Below are 18,140 nucleotides of genomic sequence, written 5' to 3'. Positions count from 1 at the left end.
GCGGACCACAATTCGCGACGCCCGCCGTCATCCGGCGCCTTTTCCCGGCCCGCCGTTTCACGGCGCGCACCCGGCACCGCCCGGCCTGCGCGCCGGCTACACATCAGGAAGCACATGACCCAATCGCCCCCTACCGCCCCCGACGCGCCGCAGGACGAGCGCCCGGTTTCCGCGTGGAGCCTCATCAAGCCCTACTGGGTCTCGTCCGAATGGAAAGTCGCGTGGGGATTGCTCGTCGCGATCATCGTGATGAACCTGACCAGCGTATGGCTGAGCGTGCGCTTCAACACCTGGTACGGACAGTTCACGAACGCCCTGCAGGCGAAGGATGCTCGCCACTTCCCTCACCTGATGCTCGTGTTTTGCGCGATCGCTTTCGGCGCGATCATCCTCTTCGTCTTCAGCCGCTATCTGCGCCAGATGCTGGGATTCCGCTGGCGACAGTGGCTCACGAACCAGTTCCTTGACGAATGGCTGAATGACCGCGCGTTCTACCGGATCGAACGCGATCGCCTGACCGACAACCCGGACCAGCGCATTACCGACGATCTTCAGGCATTCGCCACGACCACGCTGGTGCTGTCGCTCGAGTTGTTGTCGACCGCCGTCTCGCTCGTCTCGTTCATCGTGATCCTCTGGACGCTCGCCGGCCCGCTGACGATACCCATCGGCGGAACGTCCGTCGTGATTCCCGGCTACATGGTATGGGTTGCGGCCCTCTATGCGCTGCTCGGCTCGTACCTGATGCATCGGGCAGGCCACCCGCTCGTGTCAATCAACTACCAGCAGCAAAAAGTCGAGGCGGATTTCCGCTTCGGCATGATCCGGGTGCGCGAGAACGCCGAGCAGATTGCGTTCTATGACGGAGCGGCATTCGAGAATTCGAATGCGCGGAACATCTTCGAACGCGTTCGCGAAAACTGGTGGCGATTGATGAAGTACACCATGCGGCTGAACTTCGTCCTGAACTTCTACAGCCAGATCGCGAACATCTTCCCGCTCATCGCCGCGGCACCGGCCTATTTTGCGGGCGCGTTCTCGTTCGGCACGCTCATGCAGATCTCGCAAGCCTTCGGCAACGTCAGCGACTCGTTCTCCTGGTTCATCAACAGTTACAGCACGCTCGTCGAATGGCGCGCGACCGTCAATCGTCTGCGCGAATTCAAGCGCGTGATGCGCGCGTCGCACCTGAAGGAAAGCGTGTCGCCCGCGACCGAGCACGGCGGCATCAACCTGCATTACGTCGACAGCGAGCGCCTGTCGACGTCGTCGCTCAAGCTCGCGCTGCCGAACGGCAACGCGCTCGCCGACATCGGCAGCGTCACGATCGAGCCCGGTTCGCGCTGGCTCGTGATCGGCAAGTCGGGCTCCGGCAAGAGCACGTTCATGCGCGCGCTCGCGGGGCTCTGGCCGTTCGGCGACGGCGCGATCGACGCGCCGGTCAGCGCGCGGATGATGTTCGTGCCGCAAACGAGCTACCTGCCGATCGGCACGCTGAAGGCCGCGCTCACCTATCCGGCCACCGCCGACACATACAGCGACGACGCATGCCGCGACGCGCTGCGCGCGTGCCGGCTCGAGGAGTACGTCGACCGGCTCGACGAGACCGCGCACTGGACCCGCGTGCTGTCGCCGGGCGAGCAGCAGCGTCTTGCCGGCGCGCGCGTGCTGCTGCACAAGCCGGACTTCCTGTTCCTCGACGAAGCGACGAGCGCGCTCGACGCGGACAACGAAGCGCGCCTCTATCACCTGTTCAACGAGCGGCTGCCGCAGGCCGCGATCGTCAGCATCGCGCACCGCGAATCGCTCGCGGCGTACCACGGCGGCACGATCAACGTCGAACGCGTGAGCGACAGCGACAAGGTCGCCGCGTAATCGCCCGGGCAGCCGGCCGGTGCGCGTCGAGCGTCCCGGCCGCCCGCCCAGCATGGCCCGCCTACGCCGGCAGCGGGCCCTCTCCTCTTCCCTGCGCATCCGCCAGCGCAAGCGGCGCCGACACCAGCGGGCGATGCGACGCCCCCGTATGCGACAGCACGCTTTCGAACAAGGTCAGCGCTTCGAAATGCAATTCGACCGGCTGGCGCAGCTCGCCGCCGTGCGCCGGCTGCCCGACCGCGTAGTGCGGCAGCCGCGCGAGTGTCACGTGCGGCCGGAACGGCCGGCGATCGGTCGGCATGCCGACGTCCCGCAACGCGGCCACCAGCGCGTCGTTCAGCGCGACCAGCGCCGGCTCGACGCCGAGCTCCGCGACGATCAGGCGCGCCTTCGGCAGACTCGGCCACCACGCGAGCCGCGCGACCTGCTGCAGCGGCAATGCGTGCGCCGCCGCCAGCGCCGGCAACCGCGCGGCGAGCGCGTCGCACCGGTCGCGCTCGATCGCGCCGAGAAACGCGAGTGTCACGTGCAGCTGCTCCGGCTGCGTGCGCCGCGCGCCGCGCGCGACCGGCAGCGCGTGCAATGCGTCGCGCGACGCCGCGTCGGCCATCAGCGCGACGAATGCGCGGAGCCGGTCGCCGTTCATGGTCAGTTGGCCGCGACGCCCGTCGCGACGCCGGTTGCAGGCGCTGCCGCCGGACGCCGCGGCAGCGGGCCGTGCTCGCCCCACACGTCCTTCGGCAGCACGTGCGCCAGCTCCGGAATCGTGTTGCGCGTAAACACCGGATCGGCGACGCCCGCGGCGCGCTGGCGACGGTAATCGCGCCACGCGGCGTGTGCGTGCTTGCCGAGCGCGAGGATCGCGATCAGGTTGATGATCGCCATCAGGCCCATGCTCGTGTCGGCCATGGCCCACACGAGCGGGAGCTGGCCGACGCTGCCGAACATCACCATCCCGAGCACCGCGATGCGGAATACCGGCAGCACGCCGCGCCGCTTCGTGATGAAGTCGACGTTGCCCTCCGCATACGCGTAGTTGCCGATCACCGACGAGAACGCGAGGAAGAAGATCGCGACCGCCATGTAGATGCCGCCCCAGTCGCCGACGTGGCTCGAGATCGCGCGCTGCGTGAGCGCCGCGCCTTCCATGCCGGTGCCGAGCTCGTACTGGCCGGACAACAGGATCACGAACGCGGTCGCGCTGCAGATCACGATCGTGTCGACGAACACGCCGAGCATCTGGATCAGCCCCTGCGCGACCGGATGCCGGGTGCTGGCGGTCGCCGCCGCGTTCGGCGCGCTGCCCATGCCGGCTTCGTTCGAGAACAGCCCGCGCTTCACGCCGATCGCGATCGCCTGGCTGACCGCATAGCCGGTCAGGCCGCCCGCCGCCTGCTCGAGTCCGAACGCGCTCTTCACGATCAGCATGATCACGTCCGGCACCATCGCGATGTGCGTCGCGACCGCGTAGACCGCGAGCGCGAGGTAGCCGATCGCCATCAGCGGCACGATCACCTGCGCGACGGTCGCGATCCGGCGGATCCCGCCGAAGATGATCGGCGCGGTCAGCAGCACGAGGGCGAGGCCGACGGTCTCGCGGCTCCAGCCGAACGACGTATGGAACGCGTCGGCGATCGCGTTCGCCTGCACCGCGTTGAACACGAAGCCGAACGCGAGGATCAGCGACAGCGAGAACAGCACGCCGAAGCCGCGCGAGCGCAGGCCCTGCTGGATGTAGTACGCGGGGCCGCCGCGATAGGTGCCGTCGGGATGCGAGACCTTGAAGATCTGCGCGAGCGTCGCCTCGACGAACGCGGACGACATGCCGACGAGCGCCGTCATCCACATCCAGAAGATCGCGCCCGGCCCGCCGACGGTCAGCGCGACCGCGACGCCGGCGATGTTGCCGGTGCCGACGCGGCTCGCGAGCCCGGTCGCGAACGCCTGGAACGACGAGATGCTGCCCGGCTCGCCCTTGCTGCCGACCAGCTTCATGCTGAGGAACAGCGCCTTCAGCTGGATCATCCGGAATCGCAGCGTGAACCACGCGCCCGCGCCGAGCAGCAGCGCGATCAGCACGTAGTTCCACAACACGCCGTTGACGGCGTCGATCAGCCCTTGCACGAGTGCTTCCATCCAGTGTCCTCTTAAATGCGGTCAGTCATGGCCGGCTGCACGTGGCGCGCCGGAGGAACGACATGATATGACAATTCGCGAGAATTCTTACAAAACGAAAGGATTGGGGTGGCGAAAACTGGTGGCGAACGTCTTCAGGTTAGGCGACCTGTGCACAGAACGAATCAGGCAGATGCGATGATTTTCATTACGATCGGAAACGATGTCCGGGGCGCGTTTTGTCGGCTTGACGTCCGCGATCCGTACAAGTCGCGCAAGCCGCGACGCCCCCGGTCCTCGACCGGCCGAACAGCACTCGCTTGCAATCCGCCGAATGAAGCGATCAGCGTGACCGCTTGGCCTCGACGAAAACAGGCCGTCTCGAATCCAGCACGCCACCACGATTCCGACATTCGTTCGCCACACCGTGCACTGGGCGCTCTGGTGCATCCCGGGAAACGCGATACTTGGCATTTCGGTCTGCACGCGCGCGAAGGCAACTATTTCGCCGTACTCGACTGCCTTGGACGCATGATCTCGTTCGCGGCCAGAGAACAACGCACGCCGCGCGAATGACTGGAAAACTGCGGAGGGGCGTCGCTGCCGTCGACAGGCGCAAAAAAACCGGGCGCCCTCTCGGACGCCCGGCTTTCATCGAAACCCGCCCGCGATGATACTCAGCGCGGCAGCTCCGAATGCCCCATCAGGTACGCATCGACCGACCGCGCGCATTGCCGGCCTTCGCGGATCGCCCACACCACGAGCGACTGGCCGCGGCGCATGTCGCCCGCCGCGAACACCTTGTCGACCGACGTGTAGTACGCGCGATCGCCTTCGGTCGCCGCACGCGCGTTGCCGCGCGCGTCCTTGTCGACGCCGAATGCCTCGAGCACCGGAGAAGCCGGCTGCGTGAAGCCCATCGCGAGCAGTACCAGATCGGCCTTCATCTCGAATTCCGAGCCCGGCACTTCCTGCATCTTGCCGTCCTTCCACTCGACGCGCGCCGCGATCAGCTTCTCGACCTTGCCGTTCTTGCCTTCGAAGCGCTTCGTCGCGACCGCCCAGTCGCGCTCGCAGCCTTCCTCGTGCGACGACGACGTGCGCAGCTTGATCGGCCAGTACGGCCACACGAGCGGCTTGTTTTCCTGTTCCGGCGGCTGCGGCAGCAGCTCGAACTGCGTGACGCTCTTCGCGCCATGACGGTTCGACGTGCCGACGCAGTCCGAACCCGTGTCGCCGCCGCCGATCACGACGACGTGCTTGCCCTTCGCGAGCAACTGGTCGACGAGCTTGTCGCCGGCGTTCACGCGGTTCTGCTGCGGCAGGAAGTCCATCGCGAAGTGGATGCCGGCCAGCTCGCGGCCCGGCACCGGCAGGTCGCGCGGCGTTTCCGAACCGCCCGCGATCACGACCGCGTCGAATTCTTCCTTCAGCGTTGCCGGCGAAATGGTTTCCTTCGCCATGTTGCCGATCGAGTCCGGCAGTGCATCCTTGCCGATGAACACGCTGGTGCGGAACGTCACGCCTTCCGCCTCCATCTGGCGCATGCGGCGGTCGATCAGCCACTTCTCGAGCTTGAAGTCGGGAATTCCGTAGCGCAGCAGGCCGCCGATCCGGTCGCTCTTCTCGAACACCGTCACGTCGTGGCCCGCGCGCGCAAGCTGCTGCGCGGCGGCGAGGCCCGCGGGGCCGGAGCCGACGACCGCGACCTTCTTGCCCGTCTTGTGCGCGGCCGGCTGCGGCTGCACCCAGCCTTCCGCCCATGCCTTGTCGATGATCGCGTGCTCGATCGACTTGATGCCGACCGGGTCGTCGTTGATCCCGAGCGTACACGCGGCCTCGCACGGCGCCGGGCAGATGCGGCCCGTGAACTCCGGGAAGTTGTTGGTCGAATGCAGGACTTCGATCGCCTGCTTCCAGTCCTGGCGATACACCAGGTCGTTGAAGTCCGGGATGATGTTGTTGACCGGGCAGCCGTTGTTGCAGAACGGGATGCCGCAATCCATGCAGCGCGCGCCCTGGACCTTCGCGTCCGCGTCGGACAGCGCCTGGACGAATTCCTTGTAGTGCTTCACGCGCGTGAGCGGTGCCTCGTACGCCTCGTGGCGGCGTTCGAACTCCAGAAAACCGGTTGCCTTGCCCATAAGGTGCTCTTCTGATTCCGTGTATCGGGTGGGGGAGCCGCGCGGCCCGTCAGGCGCGCGCGGCCTCTGCTGTGTCGTTCGTCGCTCAGGCGGCCAGTTCTTCCTTCGCCGCCTTCTTCGCGCCGATCTCGCCCAGCGCGCGCTTGTATTCGTGCGGGAACACCTTCACGAACTGGCGCCGCGCCGCGTCCCAGTTTTCCAGCAGCGATTTCGCGCGCGGCGAACCGGTGAACTGGAAATGACGCTCGACGAGCCCCTTGAGCAGCGCTTCGTCCGTCGTGCCCGCGTGCCAGAGCGCGCGGTCGACCGTGCGCTCCTGCTCGGCCTGCTGCAGCACCGGATCGAGCGCGACCATCGACTTGTTGCACTTCGCCGCGAACGTGCCTTCCGGGTCGTACACGTACGCGACGCCGCCCGACATGCCGGCCGCGAAGTTGCGCCCCGTCTCGCCGAGCACGACGACCGTGCCGCCCGTCATGTATTCGCTGCCGTGGTCGCCCGTGCCCTCGACGACCGCCGTCGCGCCCGAGTTGCGCACGCAGAAGCGCTCGCCGGCAACGCCGCGGAAGAACGCTTCGCCTTCGATCGCGCCGTACATCACCGTGTTGCCGCAGATGATGTTTTCCTCGGACTTGCCGCGGAAGTCGTTGGTCGGGCGGATGATGATCCGGCCGCCCGACAGGCCCTTGCCGACGTAGTCGTTGCCGTCGCCGACGAGGTCCAGCGTCACGCCCTTCGCGAGGAACGCGCCGAAGCTCTGGCCCGCCGTGCCCTTCAGCTGGATGTGCACCGCGTCGTCGTCGAGGCCGTCGTGGCCATGCTTCTTCGCGATCGCGCCCGACAGCATCGCGCCGACCGTGCGGTTCACGTTGCGCACCGGCTGGATGAACGACACGTGCTCGCCGTTCTCGATCGCCGCCTTCGCCTTCTCGATCAGCACGTGGTCGAGCGCGCGCTCGAGGCCGTGGTCCTGCACGTCGACGTGACGCCGCGCGACGTCCTCGCACTCTTCCGGCTGGTAGAACACGCGCGAGAAGTCGAGGCCCTTCGCCTTCCAGTGCTCGATGCCCTTGCGGGTGTCGAGCAGGTCGGCGCGGCCGACCAGGTCGTCGAACTTCGCGATGCCGAGCTGCGCCATGATCTCGCGCACTTCCTCGGCGACGAAGAAGAAGTAGTTGACGACGTGTTCCGGCTGGCCCGCGAACTTCGCGCGCAGCACCGGGTCCTGCGTCGCGACGCCGACCGGGCACGTGTTCAGGTGGCACTTGCGCATCATGATGCAGCCCTCGACGACGAGCGGCGCCGTCGCGAAGCCGAATTCGTCCGCGCCGAGCAGCGCGCCGATCACGACGTCGCGGCCGGTCTTCATCTGGCCGTCGGCCTGCACGCGGATGCGGCCGCGCAGGCGGTTCAGCACCAGCGTCTGCTGCGTTTCGGCGAGGCCGAGCTCCCACGGCGTGCCCGCGTGCTTGACCGACGACAGCGGCGACGCGCCGGTGCCGCCGTCATGGCCGGCGATCACGACGTGATCGGCCTTCGCCTTCGCGACGCCCGCCGCGACCGTGCCGACGCCCACTTCCGACACGAGCTTCACCGAGATGCTCGAGCTCGGGTTCACGTTCTTCAGGTCGTGGATCAGCTGCGCCAGATCCTCGATCGAATAGATGTCGTGGTGCGGCGGCGGCGAGATCAGGCCGACGCCCGGCACCGAGTAGCGCAGCTTGCCGATGTAGTCGGACACCTTGTGGCCCGGCAACTGGCCGCCTTCGCCCGGCTTCGCGCCCTGCGCCATCTTGATCTGGATCTGGTCGGCCGATGCCAGGTACTCGGCCGTCACGCCGAAGCGGCCCGACGCGACCTGCTTGATCTTCGAGCGCAGCGAATCGCCGTCCTTCAGCGGGATGTCGCTGACGATCTCGTCGCCGATCACCGACTTCAGCGACTCGCCCGACTTGATCGGAATGCCGCGCAGCTCGTTGCGGTAGCGCTTTTCGTCCTCGCCGCCCTCGCCGGTGTTCGACTTGCCGCCGATCCGGTTCATCGCGATCGCGAGCGTCGCGTGCGCCTCGGTGCTGATCGAGCCGAGCGACATCGCGCCCGTCGCGAAGCGCTTGACGATGTCCTTCGCCGGCTCGACTTCGTCGATCGGAATCGCCTTCGCCGGCGACACCTTGAACTCGAACAGCCCGCGGAACGTCATGTGGCGCTTCGTCTGATCGTTGATCAGGTGCGCGTATTCCTTGTACGTCTGGTACGAGTTGCTGCGCGTCGCGTGCTGCAGCTTCGCGATCGAATCCGGCGTCCACATGTGGTCCTCGCCGCGCACGCGATAGGCGTACTCGCCGCCCGCGTCGAGCATGTCGCGCAGCACCGGGTTGTCGCCGAACGCGTCGCGGTGCAGGCGGATCGCCTCTTCCGCGACTTCGAACAGGCCGATGCCGCCGACCTTCGACGCCGTGCCCTTGAAGTACTTCTCGACGAGGTCGGTCGCGAGGCCGACCGCTTCGAAGATCTGCGCGCCCGTGTACGACATGTACGTCGAGATGCCCATCTTCGACATGACCTTCTGCAGGCCCTTGCCGACCGCCTTCGTGAAGTTGTACACCGCCTTTTCCGGCGACAGGTCGCCCTTCAGGCCGTCGGCCATCTGCGCGAGCGTTTCCATCGCGAGGTACGGGTGGACCGCTTCCGCGCCGTAGCCGGCGAGCAGCGCGAAGTGGTGCGTCTCGCGCGCCGAGCCCGTCTCGACGACGAGGCCCGTGCTGGTGCGCAGCCCCTGCTGGACGAGGTGCGTGTGGATCGCCGAGGTCGCGAGCAGCGCGGGGATCGCGACGTGCTCGGCGTCGGTCTTGCGGTCCGACACGATCAGGATGTTGTAGCCCGACTTCACCGCGTCGACGGCTTCCGCGCACAGCGACGCGAGGCGCGCCTCGATGCCGGCCTTGCCCCACGCGACCGGATAGCAGATGCTCAGCTCGTACGAGCTGAACTTGCCGCCCGTGTACTGGTCGATCGCGCGGATCTTCGCGATGTCCTTGAAGTCGAGCACCGGCTGCGACACTTCGAGCCGCATCGGCGGGTTGATGTTGTTCGTGTCGAGCAGGTTCGGCTTCGGGCCGATGAACGACACGAGCGACATCACCATGTTCTCGCGGATCGGGTCGATCGGCGGGTTCGTGACCTGCGCGAACAGCTGCTTGAAGTAGTGATAGAGCGTCTTGTTCTTGTTCGACATCACCGCGAGCGGCGAGTCGTTGCCCATCGAGCCGACCGCTTCCTCGCCCTGCTGCGCCATCGGCGCCATCAGGAACTTCAGGTCTTCCTGCGTATAGCCGAACGCCTGCTGTCGGTCGAGCAGCGTCGCGCCCTGGCTGCGGCCGGCCGCGACCTCTTCCGCCTTCGGCTCGATCTCGTCGAGCTTGATGCGCACGGCGTCGATCCAGCTCTTGTAGGGCTTAGCGTTCGCGAGGTTGTCCTTGAGCTCCTTGTCGTCGATGATGCGGCCGTGCTCCATGTCGATCAGGAACATCTTGCCCGGCTGCAGGCGCCACTTCTTGACGATCTTCGATTCGGGGATCGGCAGCGTGCCGGCTTCCGACGCCATGATCACGAGGTCGTCGTCGGTCACGATGTAGCGCGCCGGGCGCAGGCCGTTGCGGTCGAGCGTCGCGCCGATCTGGCGGCCGTCGGTGAACGCGATCGCGGCGGGGCCGTCCCACGGCTCCATCATCGCGGCGTGGTATTCGTAGAACGCGCGGCGGTTCTCGTCCATCAGCGTGTGCTGCTCCCACGCTTCCGGGATCATCATCATCACCGCGTGCACGAGCGGATAGCCGGCCATGACGAGCAGTTCGAGACAGTTGTCGAACGAAGCCGTATCCGACTGGCCCGGGTAGATCAGCGGCCAGAGCTTCGGCAGGTCGTCGCCGAGCACGTGGCTCGCGATCGCGCCGGTGCGGGCGTTCAGCCAGTTGACGTTGCCCTTCACGGTGTTGATCTCGCCGTTGTGCGCGATCATCCGGTACGGGTGGGCCAGCTCCCAGGCCGGGAACGTGTTGGTCGAGAAGCGCTGGTGCACGAGCGCGAGCGCCGACACGACGCGCGCGTCCTGCAGGTCGCGGTAGTACACGCCGACCTGGCCGGCCAGCAGCAGGCCCTTGTAGACGATCGTGCGCGCCGACATCGACGGCACGAAGTATTCCTTGCCGTGCTTCAGCTTGAGCGCCTGGATGCGGTGGCTGGCGGTCTTGCGGATCACGTAGAGCTTACGCTCGAGCGCGTCCGTCACCATGATGTCCTTGCCGCGGCCGATGAAGATCTGGCGGATCAGCGGCTCGGTCGCCTTCACGGTCGGCGAGATCGGCATCGCATGGTCGACCGGCACGTCGCGCCAGCCCAGCACCACCTGACCCTCGGCCTTCACGGTGCGCTCGAGCTCCTGCTCGCACGCGATCCGCGACGCGTTTTCCTTCGGCAGGAAGATCATCCCCACGCCGTACTCGCCGGCGGGCGGCAGCGTCACGCCCTGCTTCGCCATTTCCTCACGGTAGAACGCATCCGGAATCTGGATCAGGATCCCCGCGCCGTCGCCCATCAGCGGATCGGCGCCGACCGCGCCGCGGTGGTCGAGATTCTCGAGGATCTTCAGACCCTGTTCGATGATCTCGTGGCTCTTCTTGCCCTTGATGTGAGCGACGAAGCCGACGCCGCAGGCGTCGTGTTCGTGTTGCGGGTCGTACAGACCTTGCGCGGCGGGCACCGCGGTGAGCGGCTGCTGGTGGTCGTTCATGGGGACACCGTCGTAAAGGGGCCTCGAGGGCCGTTGAACCATTTTCTTGTTGCCGCCGTTTCCCGCTCCCGGCAGGAGTCGGCGCGGCCGACAGTGGGCTGGGCAGGCTTCGCCCCGGCCACCGGAATTCGGAATATACGCGACGAATCAAAGGAATAGCAACAAAAACCGCTTGATACGACCCCACTTAAACAGATGCATCGATCTGGTGCCATTTTATTGGGTCCGTATCATTTTGGTGCAAAGAGAAGCGGCGCCCGCGGCGCCGCCTCCTGGTCCGCCTGCCCGCGCTTATTGCTGGATCGGCGGCGTGTTCTCACGCACCTTTCGAGGGCGTCCGCGCGGCAGCGGCGACACGCGCCGGTTCGCGGTGCGCGCCGCCCATTCGCGATAGGTCTCGCCGCCGAGCACCCAGCCCTTCAGCGTCGCCTGCTGCAGCTGGTCGGCCTGCCGCTCGTCGAGCGGCTGCTCGCACAGCTCCTTGTACGCGCGCTGCCGTTCGAACGGCGTATTGCCGAGCGCCCAGTAGAGCGGGTGGTCGGTGATCAGGCTGTCGACGGTGAGCCCGACGTGATGCCGGTAGCTCGACCACCGATAGGCGTCGGGCGTCGCAACGAGCTGCGCGCGCACCGGGCTCAGCTCGACCACGCGGCTCGCGAGCAGGAAATACCGCTCGCCTTCGATCACCGTCGCGCGATAGCGGCCTTCCCACAGGGTGCCGCGCCGCGAATAGCGGCGGTTGAAATGCGCGACGTAGCGACGTCCGACCGCCTGCATCGCCTTCGGCAGGCTGGCCTCGTCGCTCGGCGTCACGAGCAGCTGCACCTGACGCGGCAACAGCACGTACGCGTGCACCGCCAGGTGATGATCGCGCGCCGCGGCCTTCAGGCAATCGATGAAGAGCTCGTAGTCCTGGTCGTCGACGAACGCGGGTTGCTGATCCAGGCCGCGCAATATCACGTGCTGCGGCTGGTCGGGAACGTAGAGTCGTGCTAACCGTGCCATGCTGAATGTCCGTTTGATCGCGTTAGGAAATACCCGAAGGTCCAATTGTGCGCACTTGCGTAGAATCCTCCCGCTCTCGGCGCTGAATCGTACGGTCGTGCGAATCCTAGGGAGAAAACTCTAACTTACGAGCTTGTTTGGTTTTAAACGCAGTAGTCATAATGAGCACGCCTTTGATCGGAGGAGACACAATGAAACGAAAACTGGCCATTACGGGGGCCGCAGCGCTCGCGTTTACGTTCGCGGGTGGTACGGCACACGCGCAATCCGCAGGCAGCTTTTACGTCAGCACCGGCTGGCTCCACCTGTCGCCGCAGGACAGCAGCGATCCGCTGTACGTCTATAGCGTCGGCGGCAGGCCCGTCAACCAACCGATTCCCAACACCGGCGCCGGCATCAGCGACGCCGACACCATCGGGCTCGCGGCAGGCTATTTCGTCACTGACCATATCTCCACCGAGCTCGTCATGGGGATCCCGCCGAAGTTCGACATCAACGGCAAGGGTCGGTTCGAAAGCTTCGGCAAGCTCGGCAATGTATATCAGTGGAGCCCGGCACTGTTGCTGCGCTACCACTTCAACGAAGCCAACGCCAAATTCCGTCCGTATCTCGGCATCGGCGCGACGTACGTGTGGTTCACCGGCGCGAAGATCACGAACAGCGCATTCGAGAACGGCGTGCTCGGCGGCCCGACCAGCGCGACGACCAGCAACCAGTGGGCGCCCGTCTTCAACGCCGGCTTCACGTACAACTTCACCGACCACTGGTTCGCCGGCCTGTCGATTTCGTACATCCCGGTGAGCGTCACCGCGACCTTCACGACGGCCAAACGGACCCAGGTCGGCACCCTGACCGAAACGTCGAAGGCGAAGATCTCGCTCAACCCGATCGTCACGTACCTCAACGTCGGCTACCGTTTCTAAGCGTAGTCGAATATTTGGGGAATGGTTAATCCCGCTGCAATTTGTAGCGGAATTTTCCTGGCGTTACCCCTCCGCAAAGCAGAACGCCCCGGACGGAAACCCGCCGGGGCGTCGTTTTTTCGCGTCAGGTTCGCGCGCTAGAGGATTCCGTCGAGCGCATGCGGGCCGATCAGGTCGATCCGGTCGGTGCAGACCGCGTTGACGCCCCAGCGCACGAGTTCCCGCGCCCGTTCGGGGTCGTTGACCGTGTAAACCAGGATGCGCAGCCCGGCCGCCTTGATTGCGTGCACGAGCGGCTCGTCGAGCCGCGTGTGGTCCGCGTGCAGCGACACGCAGCCGAGCGCGTCGACCGCCTGCGCGTACCAGTCGTCCGGCACCGCCTCGTACAGCATGCCGCGCGGCAGGCCGGGCGCGGTGACGCGCGCCTGCTGCAGCGCATCGAAAGAAAACGACGACAACAGTGGCGGCACCGCGGCGTCACGCCAGTACGCAGCCGCGTCCGCGGCCACGCGCCGCCCGGTTTCGCGCTCGCGGCCCGGGCACGGCTTGATCTCGACGTTCGCCATCAGCCCGAGCGCGACGCAGCGCGCCGCCGCCGCCTCGAACGTCGGCATCCGCTCGCCCGCAAAGCGCGCATCGAACCACGCGCCGACATCGAGCGCCGCGAGTTCCGCATAGCGCATCGCGGCCGCCGGCCCGTGGCCGTCCGAGGTCCGGTCGACCGTGTCGTCGTGCAGCAGGAACGTGACGTCGTCGGCCGACAGCTTCGCGTCGAATTCGACCATCGCGTGGCCGCGCCGCGCGCCTTCGTCGAGCGCGGCGAGCGTGTTCTCCGGCGCGAGCGTGCCGCCGCCGCGATGGGCGACGACGCGCGGGTACGGCCAGTCAGGGCGGAAAGTCATCGGAACGCCTCGCAACAGGAACAGGTTCAGCCGGCGCGCTTGCCGGTCTCGGGATCGAAGAAATGCAGCCGGTGCGCGGGCAGCGCGACCGCGAGCACCGTGCCGCGCGCGGGGCGGTCAGCGTGCGGCAGGCGCACCGCGACGTCGTGCGCGCCCCAGCGGCTGTGCACGAGGTTGTCCGCGCCGAGCAGCTCGCACGAATCGACCGGCAGTGTGACATTCGGCAAGCCCGGCTGCGGCGTCATGTGCTCCGGGCGCACGCCGAGCACCCAGTCGCGGCCCGTCGCGATCTCCGTGCCGATTCCACGCGCGCCGGTGACCGGCAGCGCGGGGCCGCCGCCTGCGACCTCGAACGTCGCGCCATCGTCCGACAGCCGCCCGTGCAGCAGGTTCATCGCCGGCGAGCCGATGAAGCCCGCGACGAACACCGTCGCCGGCTTCTCGTAGACGTCGACCGGCGCGCCGATCTGCTCCGCGTGGCCGCGGTTCATCACGATCACGCGCTGCGCGAGCGTCATCGCCTCGATCTGGTCGTGCGTCACGTACACGCTCGTCGTCGCGAGCCGCGCATGCAGCCGCTGGATCTCGAGCCGCATCTGCACGCGCAGCTTCGCGTCGAGGTTCGACAGCGGCTCGTCGAACAGGAACACCGACGGCTCGCGCACGATCGCGCGCCCCATCGCGACCCGCTGCCGCTGCCCGCCCGACAGCTCGCGCGGCCGCCGCGCGAGCAGCGGCTCGAGCTCGAGGATCTTCGCGGCCGACGCGACGCGCGCGTCGATCGTCGCGCGCTCGACGCCGCGAATCTTCAGCCCGTAGCCCATGTTCTGCGCGACCGTCATGTGCGGATACAGCGCGTAGTTCTGGAACACCATCGCGATGTCGCGATCCTTCGGCTCGAGCGCGTTGACGACGCGCTCACCGATCGCGATCTCGCCGTCCGTCACGCTCTCGAGCCCCGCGATCATCCGCAGGAGCGTCGACTTGCCGCAGCCCGACGGCCCGACCAGCACGATGAATTCGCCGTCGGCAATGTCGACGTCGATCCCGTGCAGCACCTGCTGCTTTCCGTCATAGGATTTCCTGACGCCCCTCAAGCTCAGCGCAGCCATACGTCGTCCTTCTCCTCGTAGCGTGTCCGTGGTTACTTTTCAGAATCGACGAGGCCGCGCACGAACCAGCGCTGCATCGCCAGCACGACGACGAGCGGCGGAATCATCGCCAGGAGCGTCGCGGCCATCACGTAATGCCATTCGGTCGCGGTGTCGCCGCTCGCGATCATCGTCTTGATGCCGACCACGGACGTCGACAGCGACGCCTCCGTCGTGATCAGGATCGGCCACAGGTACTGGTTCCACCCGTAGATGAAGGTGATCACGAACAGCGCGGCGATGCTCGTCTTCGACAGCGGCAGCACGACGTCCCAGAAGAAGCGCAGCGGCCCCGCGCCGTCGATGCGCGCCGCGTCCATCAGCTCGTCGGGCAGCGTCATGAAGAACTGGCGGAACAGGAAGGTCGCGGTCGCCGACGCGATCAGCGGCAGCGTGAGCCCCGCGTAGGTGTTGGTCATATGCAGCGTCGACACGACCTGCACGGTCGGGAAGATCCGCACCTCGACCGGCAGCATCAGCGTGACGAAGATCAGCCAGAACGCCGTATTGCGGAACGGGAAGCGGAAATAGACGATCGCGTACGCGGACAGGATCGACACCGCGATCTTGCCGACCGCGATGCCGAGCGCCATCGCGAAGCTGTTGGCGAGCAGCAGGCCGAACGGCGCGGTCGTGCCGCCGCTGCCGTGCCGCCAGATGTACGCGACGTTCTCGACGAGGTGCGTGCTCGGCACGAGCGACAACGGCACCGTGAACACTTCCTGCGCGCTCATCGTCGCCGCGCAGAACGCGACGTAGACGGGAAACACGAGCAGCGCGACGCCCGCGATCAGCACCGCGTGGCAGAACAGGTCGAAGCCCTTGCGATTCTCGATCATGCGTATTGCACCCTGCGTTCGACGAAGCGGAACTGGATCACCGTGAGGCCGACGACGATCGCCATCAGCACGACCGACTGCGCGCCCGAGCTGCCGATGTCGAGCCCCTGGAAGCCTTCCGCGAAGATCTTGTAGATCAGCGTCTTGGTGCTCTGCGCGGGGCCGCCGGCGGTCGCGGCGTCGATCACCGGGAACGTGTCGAAGAACGCGTAGACGAGGTTCACGACCAGCAGGAAGAAGCTCGTCGGCGACAGGAGCGGCAGCACCACGTGGAAGAAGCGCCGCACCGGGCCCGCGCCGTCGATCGCGGCCGCCTCGATCAGCGAGCGCGGGATCGCCTGCAGCCCCGCGTAGAAGAACAGGAAGTTGTAGCTCACCTGCTTCCACACCGACGCGAGCACGACCAGGAACATCGCCTGCCCGCCGTTCAGCGCGTGGTTCCAGACGATTCCCGACTTCGCGAGCGCGTAGGTGACGAGGCCAATGCTCGGGTTGAACAGGAACGCCCACAGCACCGCGGCGATCGTCGGCGCGACCGCGTACGGCCAGATCAGCAGCGTGCGGTACGCGCGCGCGCCGCGCACCACGCGGTCCGCGCACGCGGCGAGCAGCAGCGACACGACGAGCCCGCTCACGGTGACGAGCGCGCTGAACACGAGCGTCGTGCGAAACGAGTCGAGATACAGCGGATCGGCGAACAGGTGCGCGAAGTTCGCGACGCCGACGAACTCGCTCGACGTGCCGAACGCGTCCTGCATCTGCGTCGACTGCCACAGCGCGACGCCGGCGGGCCACAGGAAGAACACGCCGGTGATCGCGAGCTGCGGCGCGATCAGCAGGTACGGCAACAGGCTCGTGCCGAAACGGGAACGGGATTGCATCGCGGAGATCCGGTCAGGCCAGAAAGCAAGGATGAACGGCCGCCGGCCGTCGCGCGGGTTCGTGCGACACGGCCGGCGGCGCAGGGCGAAGCGCGCTCAGCTGCCCGACTTCTCGAAGCGGCGCAGCAGTTCGTCGCCGCGCGTGGCCGCGGAATCGAGCGCGTCCTTCGGCGCCTTCTTCTGCGCCCAGACCTGCTCGAACTCCTCGTCGACGACCGTGCGGATCTGCGGCATGTTGCCGAGCCGCAGCCCCTTCGTGTACGGCAGCGGCGGCTTGTTCATCATCTGCTTGATCGCGGTTTCCGCACTCGGGTTCTTCGCGTAGAAGCCCTGCTGGCGCGTCAGGTCGTACGCGGCCGTCGTGACCGGCAGGTAGCCCGTGTCCTGGTGCCACTTCGCGGCGACGGGCGGCGAGCTGAGATACGCGAGGAATTTCGCGACGCCCTTGTAGGTCGCCGGGTCCTTGCCCGCCAGCACCCACAGGCTCGCGCCGCCGATGATCGCGTTCTGCGGCGCCCCCTTCACATTCGCGTCGTACGGCATCATGCCGGTGCCGAAATCGAACTTCGCGAACTTGCGCAGCGTCGCGAGCGCGCCCGACGACGTCGTCATGATCCCGCAATCGCCGCTGTAGAACTTCGACGACGCCTCGTCCTTGCGGCCCGCGTACGTGAACGTGCCGTCCTTCGCCATCTGCTGCAGGAACTGGATGTGCGCGACCTGCTGCGGCTTGTTGAACTCGAGCGCCGCGTCGGCGCCGTCGAAGCCGTTGTTGCGGCTCGCGAACGGCACGCCATGCCACGCGCTGTAGTTCTCGAGCTGGATCCAGCCCTGCCAGCCGGTCGTGAAGCCGCACGCCATGCCCGACTTGCGCAGCTTCTCCGCGTCGGCCTTCACTTCGTCCCAGGTCTTCGGCGGCTGGTTCGGGTCGAGCCCGGCCTTCTTGAACGCGTCCTTGTTGTAGTACAGCACCGGCGTCGAGCTGTTGAACGGCATCGACACCAGATGGCCCGTCTTCGCGTCGCTGTAGTAGCTTGCAATGGTCGGCACGAACGCCTTTTCGTCGAGCGGCACGCCGGCCTGCTTGAACACGTCGTAGACGGGCACCACCGCCTTCTTCGCCTGCATCATCGTCGCGGTGCCGACTTCGTAGACCTGAAGGATCGCCGGCGCGTTGCCGCTGCGGTACGCGGCGATGCCCGCCGCGAGCGCCTGGTCGTAGGTGCCCTTGAAGACCGGCACGATCTTGTAGTCGCTTTGCGACGCGTTGAACTGCGCGGCGATGTCGTTGACCCGCTCGCCGAGCGCGGCTTCCATCGCATGCCAGAACTGGATTTCCGTCGCCGCGAATGCTGCGTGCTGCGCGCCGGCCATCAGCACGCCCCCGAGCGCGAGCGAGCGAACCAGCGTCCCTACGGGCTTCTTCTTCATCGACCTCTTCTCCTATGAAAACGATACCAACCGCATGTACGGCTTTCCCGTTGCCAGCGAACCGGCGAAGTCTAGTGATCGAATG

The 18,140-nt window shown here is 66.6% G+C and carries 13 protein-coding genes; 3 read left to right on the top strand and 10 right to left on the bottom strand.

Annotation, left to right across the window (positions count from 1 at the left end; all coding sequences use genetic code 11):
- The first annotated feature begins 114 nt into the window (after positions 1 to 114).
- Positions 115 to 1,875 (top strand): ABC transporter ATP-binding protein/permease, encoded by a 1,761-nt coding sequence (locus KY49_RS00425; RefSeq protein WP_042582938.1) that lies wholly within the window; start codon positions 115 to 117, stop codon positions 1,873 to 1,875.
- Positions 1,876 to 1,936: 61 nt separating this feature from the next.
- Here the strand turns inward: KY49_RS00425 and thpR are convergent, their stop codons facing one another.
- Both thpR and KY49_RS00415 read right to left on the bottom strand, forming a co-directional pair.
- Positions 1,937 to 2,521, bottom strand: a complete 585-nt coding sequence (gene thpR, locus KY49_RS00420; RefSeq protein ID WP_042582937.1) for an RNA 2',3'-cyclic phosphodiesterase — start codon at positions 2,519 to 2,521, stop codon at positions 1,937 to 1,939.
- A 2-nt stretch (positions 2,522 to 2,523) separates the two neighbouring features.
- Positions 2,524 to 4,011, bottom strand: coding sequence for an alanine/glycine:cation symporter family protein (locus tag KY49_RS00415; RefSeq protein ID WP_042582936.1), 1,488 nt, complete (start codon positions 4,009 to 4,011; stop codon positions 2,524 to 2,526).
- 177 nt (positions 4,012 to 4,188) lie between these two features.
- On the opposite strand from KY49_RS00415, the gene KY49_RS36730 reads away from it, so the two are divergent.
- Positions 4,189 to 4,566: a hypothetical protein gene (locus tag KY49_RS36730; RefSeq protein ID WP_156162404.1), complete on the top strand. Its 378-nt coding sequence runs from the start codon at positions 4,189 to 4,191 to the stop codon at positions 4,564 to 4,566.
- Between the two features lie 101 nt (positions 4,567 to 4,667).
- Here the strand turns inward: KY49_RS36730 and KY49_RS00410 are convergent, their stop codons facing one another.
- From KY49_RS00410 to KY49_RS00400, 3 genes are all read right to left on the bottom strand, one after another.
- On the bottom strand, positions 4,668 to 6,134 hold the full coding sequence (locus tag KY49_RS00410) for a glutamate synthase subunit beta (RefSeq protein WP_042582935.1): 1,467 nt from the start codon (positions 6,132 to 6,134) through the stop codon (positions 4,668 to 4,670).
- Between the two features lie 85 nt (positions 6,135 to 6,219).
- Positions 6,220 to 10,923, bottom strand: coding sequence for a glutamate synthase-related protein (locus tag KY49_RS00405; protein ID WP_042582934.1), 4,704 nt, complete (start codon positions 10,921 to 10,923; stop codon positions 6,220 to 6,222).
- Between the two features lie 291 nt (positions 10,924 to 11,214).
- The gene (locus tag KY49_RS00400) at positions 11,215 to 11,928 is read right to left on the bottom strand and encodes a transposase (RefSeq protein ID WP_010092912.1); all 714 of its coding nucleotides are present in this window, start codon (positions 11,926 to 11,928) and stop codon (positions 11,215 to 11,217) included.
- A 191-nt stretch (positions 11,929 to 12,119) separates the two neighbouring features.
- Between KY49_RS00400 and KY49_RS00395 the strand changes: the two genes are divergently transcribed.
- Positions 12,120 to 12,851: an OmpW/AlkL family protein gene (locus KY49_RS00395; RefSeq protein WP_042582933.1), complete on the top strand. Its 732-nt coding sequence runs from the start codon at positions 12,120 to 12,122 to the stop codon at positions 12,849 to 12,851.
- 137 nt (positions 12,852 to 12,988) lie between these two features.
- On the opposite strand, the gene ugpQ is transcribed toward KY49_RS00395, so the two are convergent.
- From ugpQ to ugpB, 5 genes are all read right to left on the bottom strand, one after another.
- A complete protein-coding gene (gene ugpQ / locus KY49_RS00390) occupies positions 12,989 to 13,753 on the bottom strand; it encodes a glycerophosphodiester phosphodiesterase (RefSeq protein WP_042582932.1) in 765 nt (254 codons plus the stop codon).
- A gap of 26 nt (positions 13,754 to 13,779) precedes the next feature.
- Positions 13,780 to 14,865 carry a sn-glycerol-3-phosphate import ATP-binding protein UgpC gene (locus KY49_RS00385; RefSeq protein ID WP_042582931.1) on the bottom strand — a complete coding sequence of 362 codons (1,086 nt, stop codon included), beginning with the start codon at positions 14,863 to 14,865 and terminating at the stop codon, positions 13,780 to 13,782.
- 32 nt (positions 14,866 to 14,897) lie between these two features.
- On the bottom strand, positions 14,898 to 15,743 hold the full coding sequence (ugpE, locus tag KY49_RS00380; RefSeq protein ID WP_042582930.1) for a sn-glycerol-3-phosphate ABC transporter permease UgpE: 846 nt from the start codon (positions 15,741 to 15,743) through the stop codon (positions 14,898 to 14,900).
- Positions 15,740 to 16,624 (bottom strand): sn-glycerol-3-phosphate ABC transporter permease UgpA, encoded by an 885-nt coding sequence (gene ugpA, locus KY49_RS00375; RefSeq protein WP_042582929.1) that lies wholly within the window; start codon positions 16,622 to 16,624, stop codon positions 15,740 to 15,742. Before ugpA ends, ugpE begins: the two co-directional genes overlap by 4 nt.
- A gap of 96 nt (positions 16,625 to 16,720) precedes the next feature.
- Entirely contained in the window at positions 16,721 to 18,055 is a 1,335-nt protein-coding gene (gene ugpB / locus KY49_RS00370; protein ID WP_042582928.1) for a sn-glycerol-3-phosphate ABC transporter substrate-binding protein UgpB, read from the bottom strand.
- Positions 18,056 to 18,140 lie beyond the last annotated feature (85 nt).

This window comes from Burkholderia sp. MSHR3999 (genome assembly GCF_000833595.1).
GTDB classification, from domain to species: domain Bacteria; phylum Pseudomonadota; class Gammaproteobacteria; order Burkholderiales; family Burkholderiaceae; genus Burkholderia; species Burkholderia ubonensis.
The sequence above is the reverse complement of the archived record's forward strand: the minus strand, read 5'-3'. Positions and strand labels throughout refer to the sequence as shown.

Bases quoted from the DNA above. Each gene is read 5' to 3' on its own strand.
- KY49_RS00425 (WP_042582938.1), top strand. From the start codon at position 115: ATGACCCAATCGCCCCCTACCGCCCCCGACGCGCCGCAGGACGAGCGC.
- thpR (WP_042582937.1), bottom strand. From the start codon at position 2,521: ATGAACGGCGACCGGCTCCGCGCATTCGTCGCGCTGATGGCCGACGCG.
- KY49_RS00415 (WP_042582936.1), bottom strand. From the start codon at position 4,011: ATGGAAGCACTCGTGCAAGGGCTGATCGACGCCGTCAACGGCGTGTTG.
- KY49_RS36730 (WP_156162404.1), top strand. From the start codon at position 4,189: ATGATTTTCATTACGATCGGAAACGATGTCCGGGGCGCGTTTTGTCGG.
- KY49_RS00410 (WP_042582935.1), bottom strand. From the start codon at position 6,134: ATGGGCAAGGCAACCGGTTTTCTGGAGTTCGAACGCCGCCACGAGGCG.
- KY49_RS00405 (WP_042582934.1), bottom strand. From the start codon at position 10,923: ATGAACGACCACCAGCAGCCGCTCACCGCGGTGCCCGCCGCGCAAGGT.
- KY49_RS00400 (WP_010092912.1), bottom strand. From the start codon at position 11,928: ATGGCACGGTTAGCACGACTCTACGTTCCCGACCAGCCGCAGCACGTG.
- KY49_RS00395 (WP_042582933.1), top strand. From the start codon at position 12,120: ATGAAACGAAAACTGGCCATTACGGGGGCCGCAGCGCTCGCGTTTACG.
- ugpQ (WP_042582932.1), bottom strand. From the start codon at position 13,753: ATGACTTTCCGCCCTGACTGGCCGTACCCGCGCGTCGTCGCCCATCGC.
- KY49_RS00385 (WP_042582931.1), bottom strand. From the start codon at position 14,865: ATGGCTGCGCTGAGCTTGAGGGGCGTCAGGAAATCCTATGACGGAAAG.
- ugpE (WP_042582930.1), bottom strand. From the start codon at position 15,743: ATGATCGAGAATCGCAAGGGCTTCGACCTGTTCTGCCACGCGGTGCTG.
- ugpA (WP_042582929.1), bottom strand. From the start codon at position 16,624: ATGCAATCCCGTTCCCGTTTCGGCACGAGCCTGTTGCCGTACCTGCTG.
- ugpB (WP_042582928.1), bottom strand. From the start codon at position 18,055: ATGAAGAAGAAGCCCGTAGGGACGCTGGTTCGCTCGCTCGCGCTCGGG.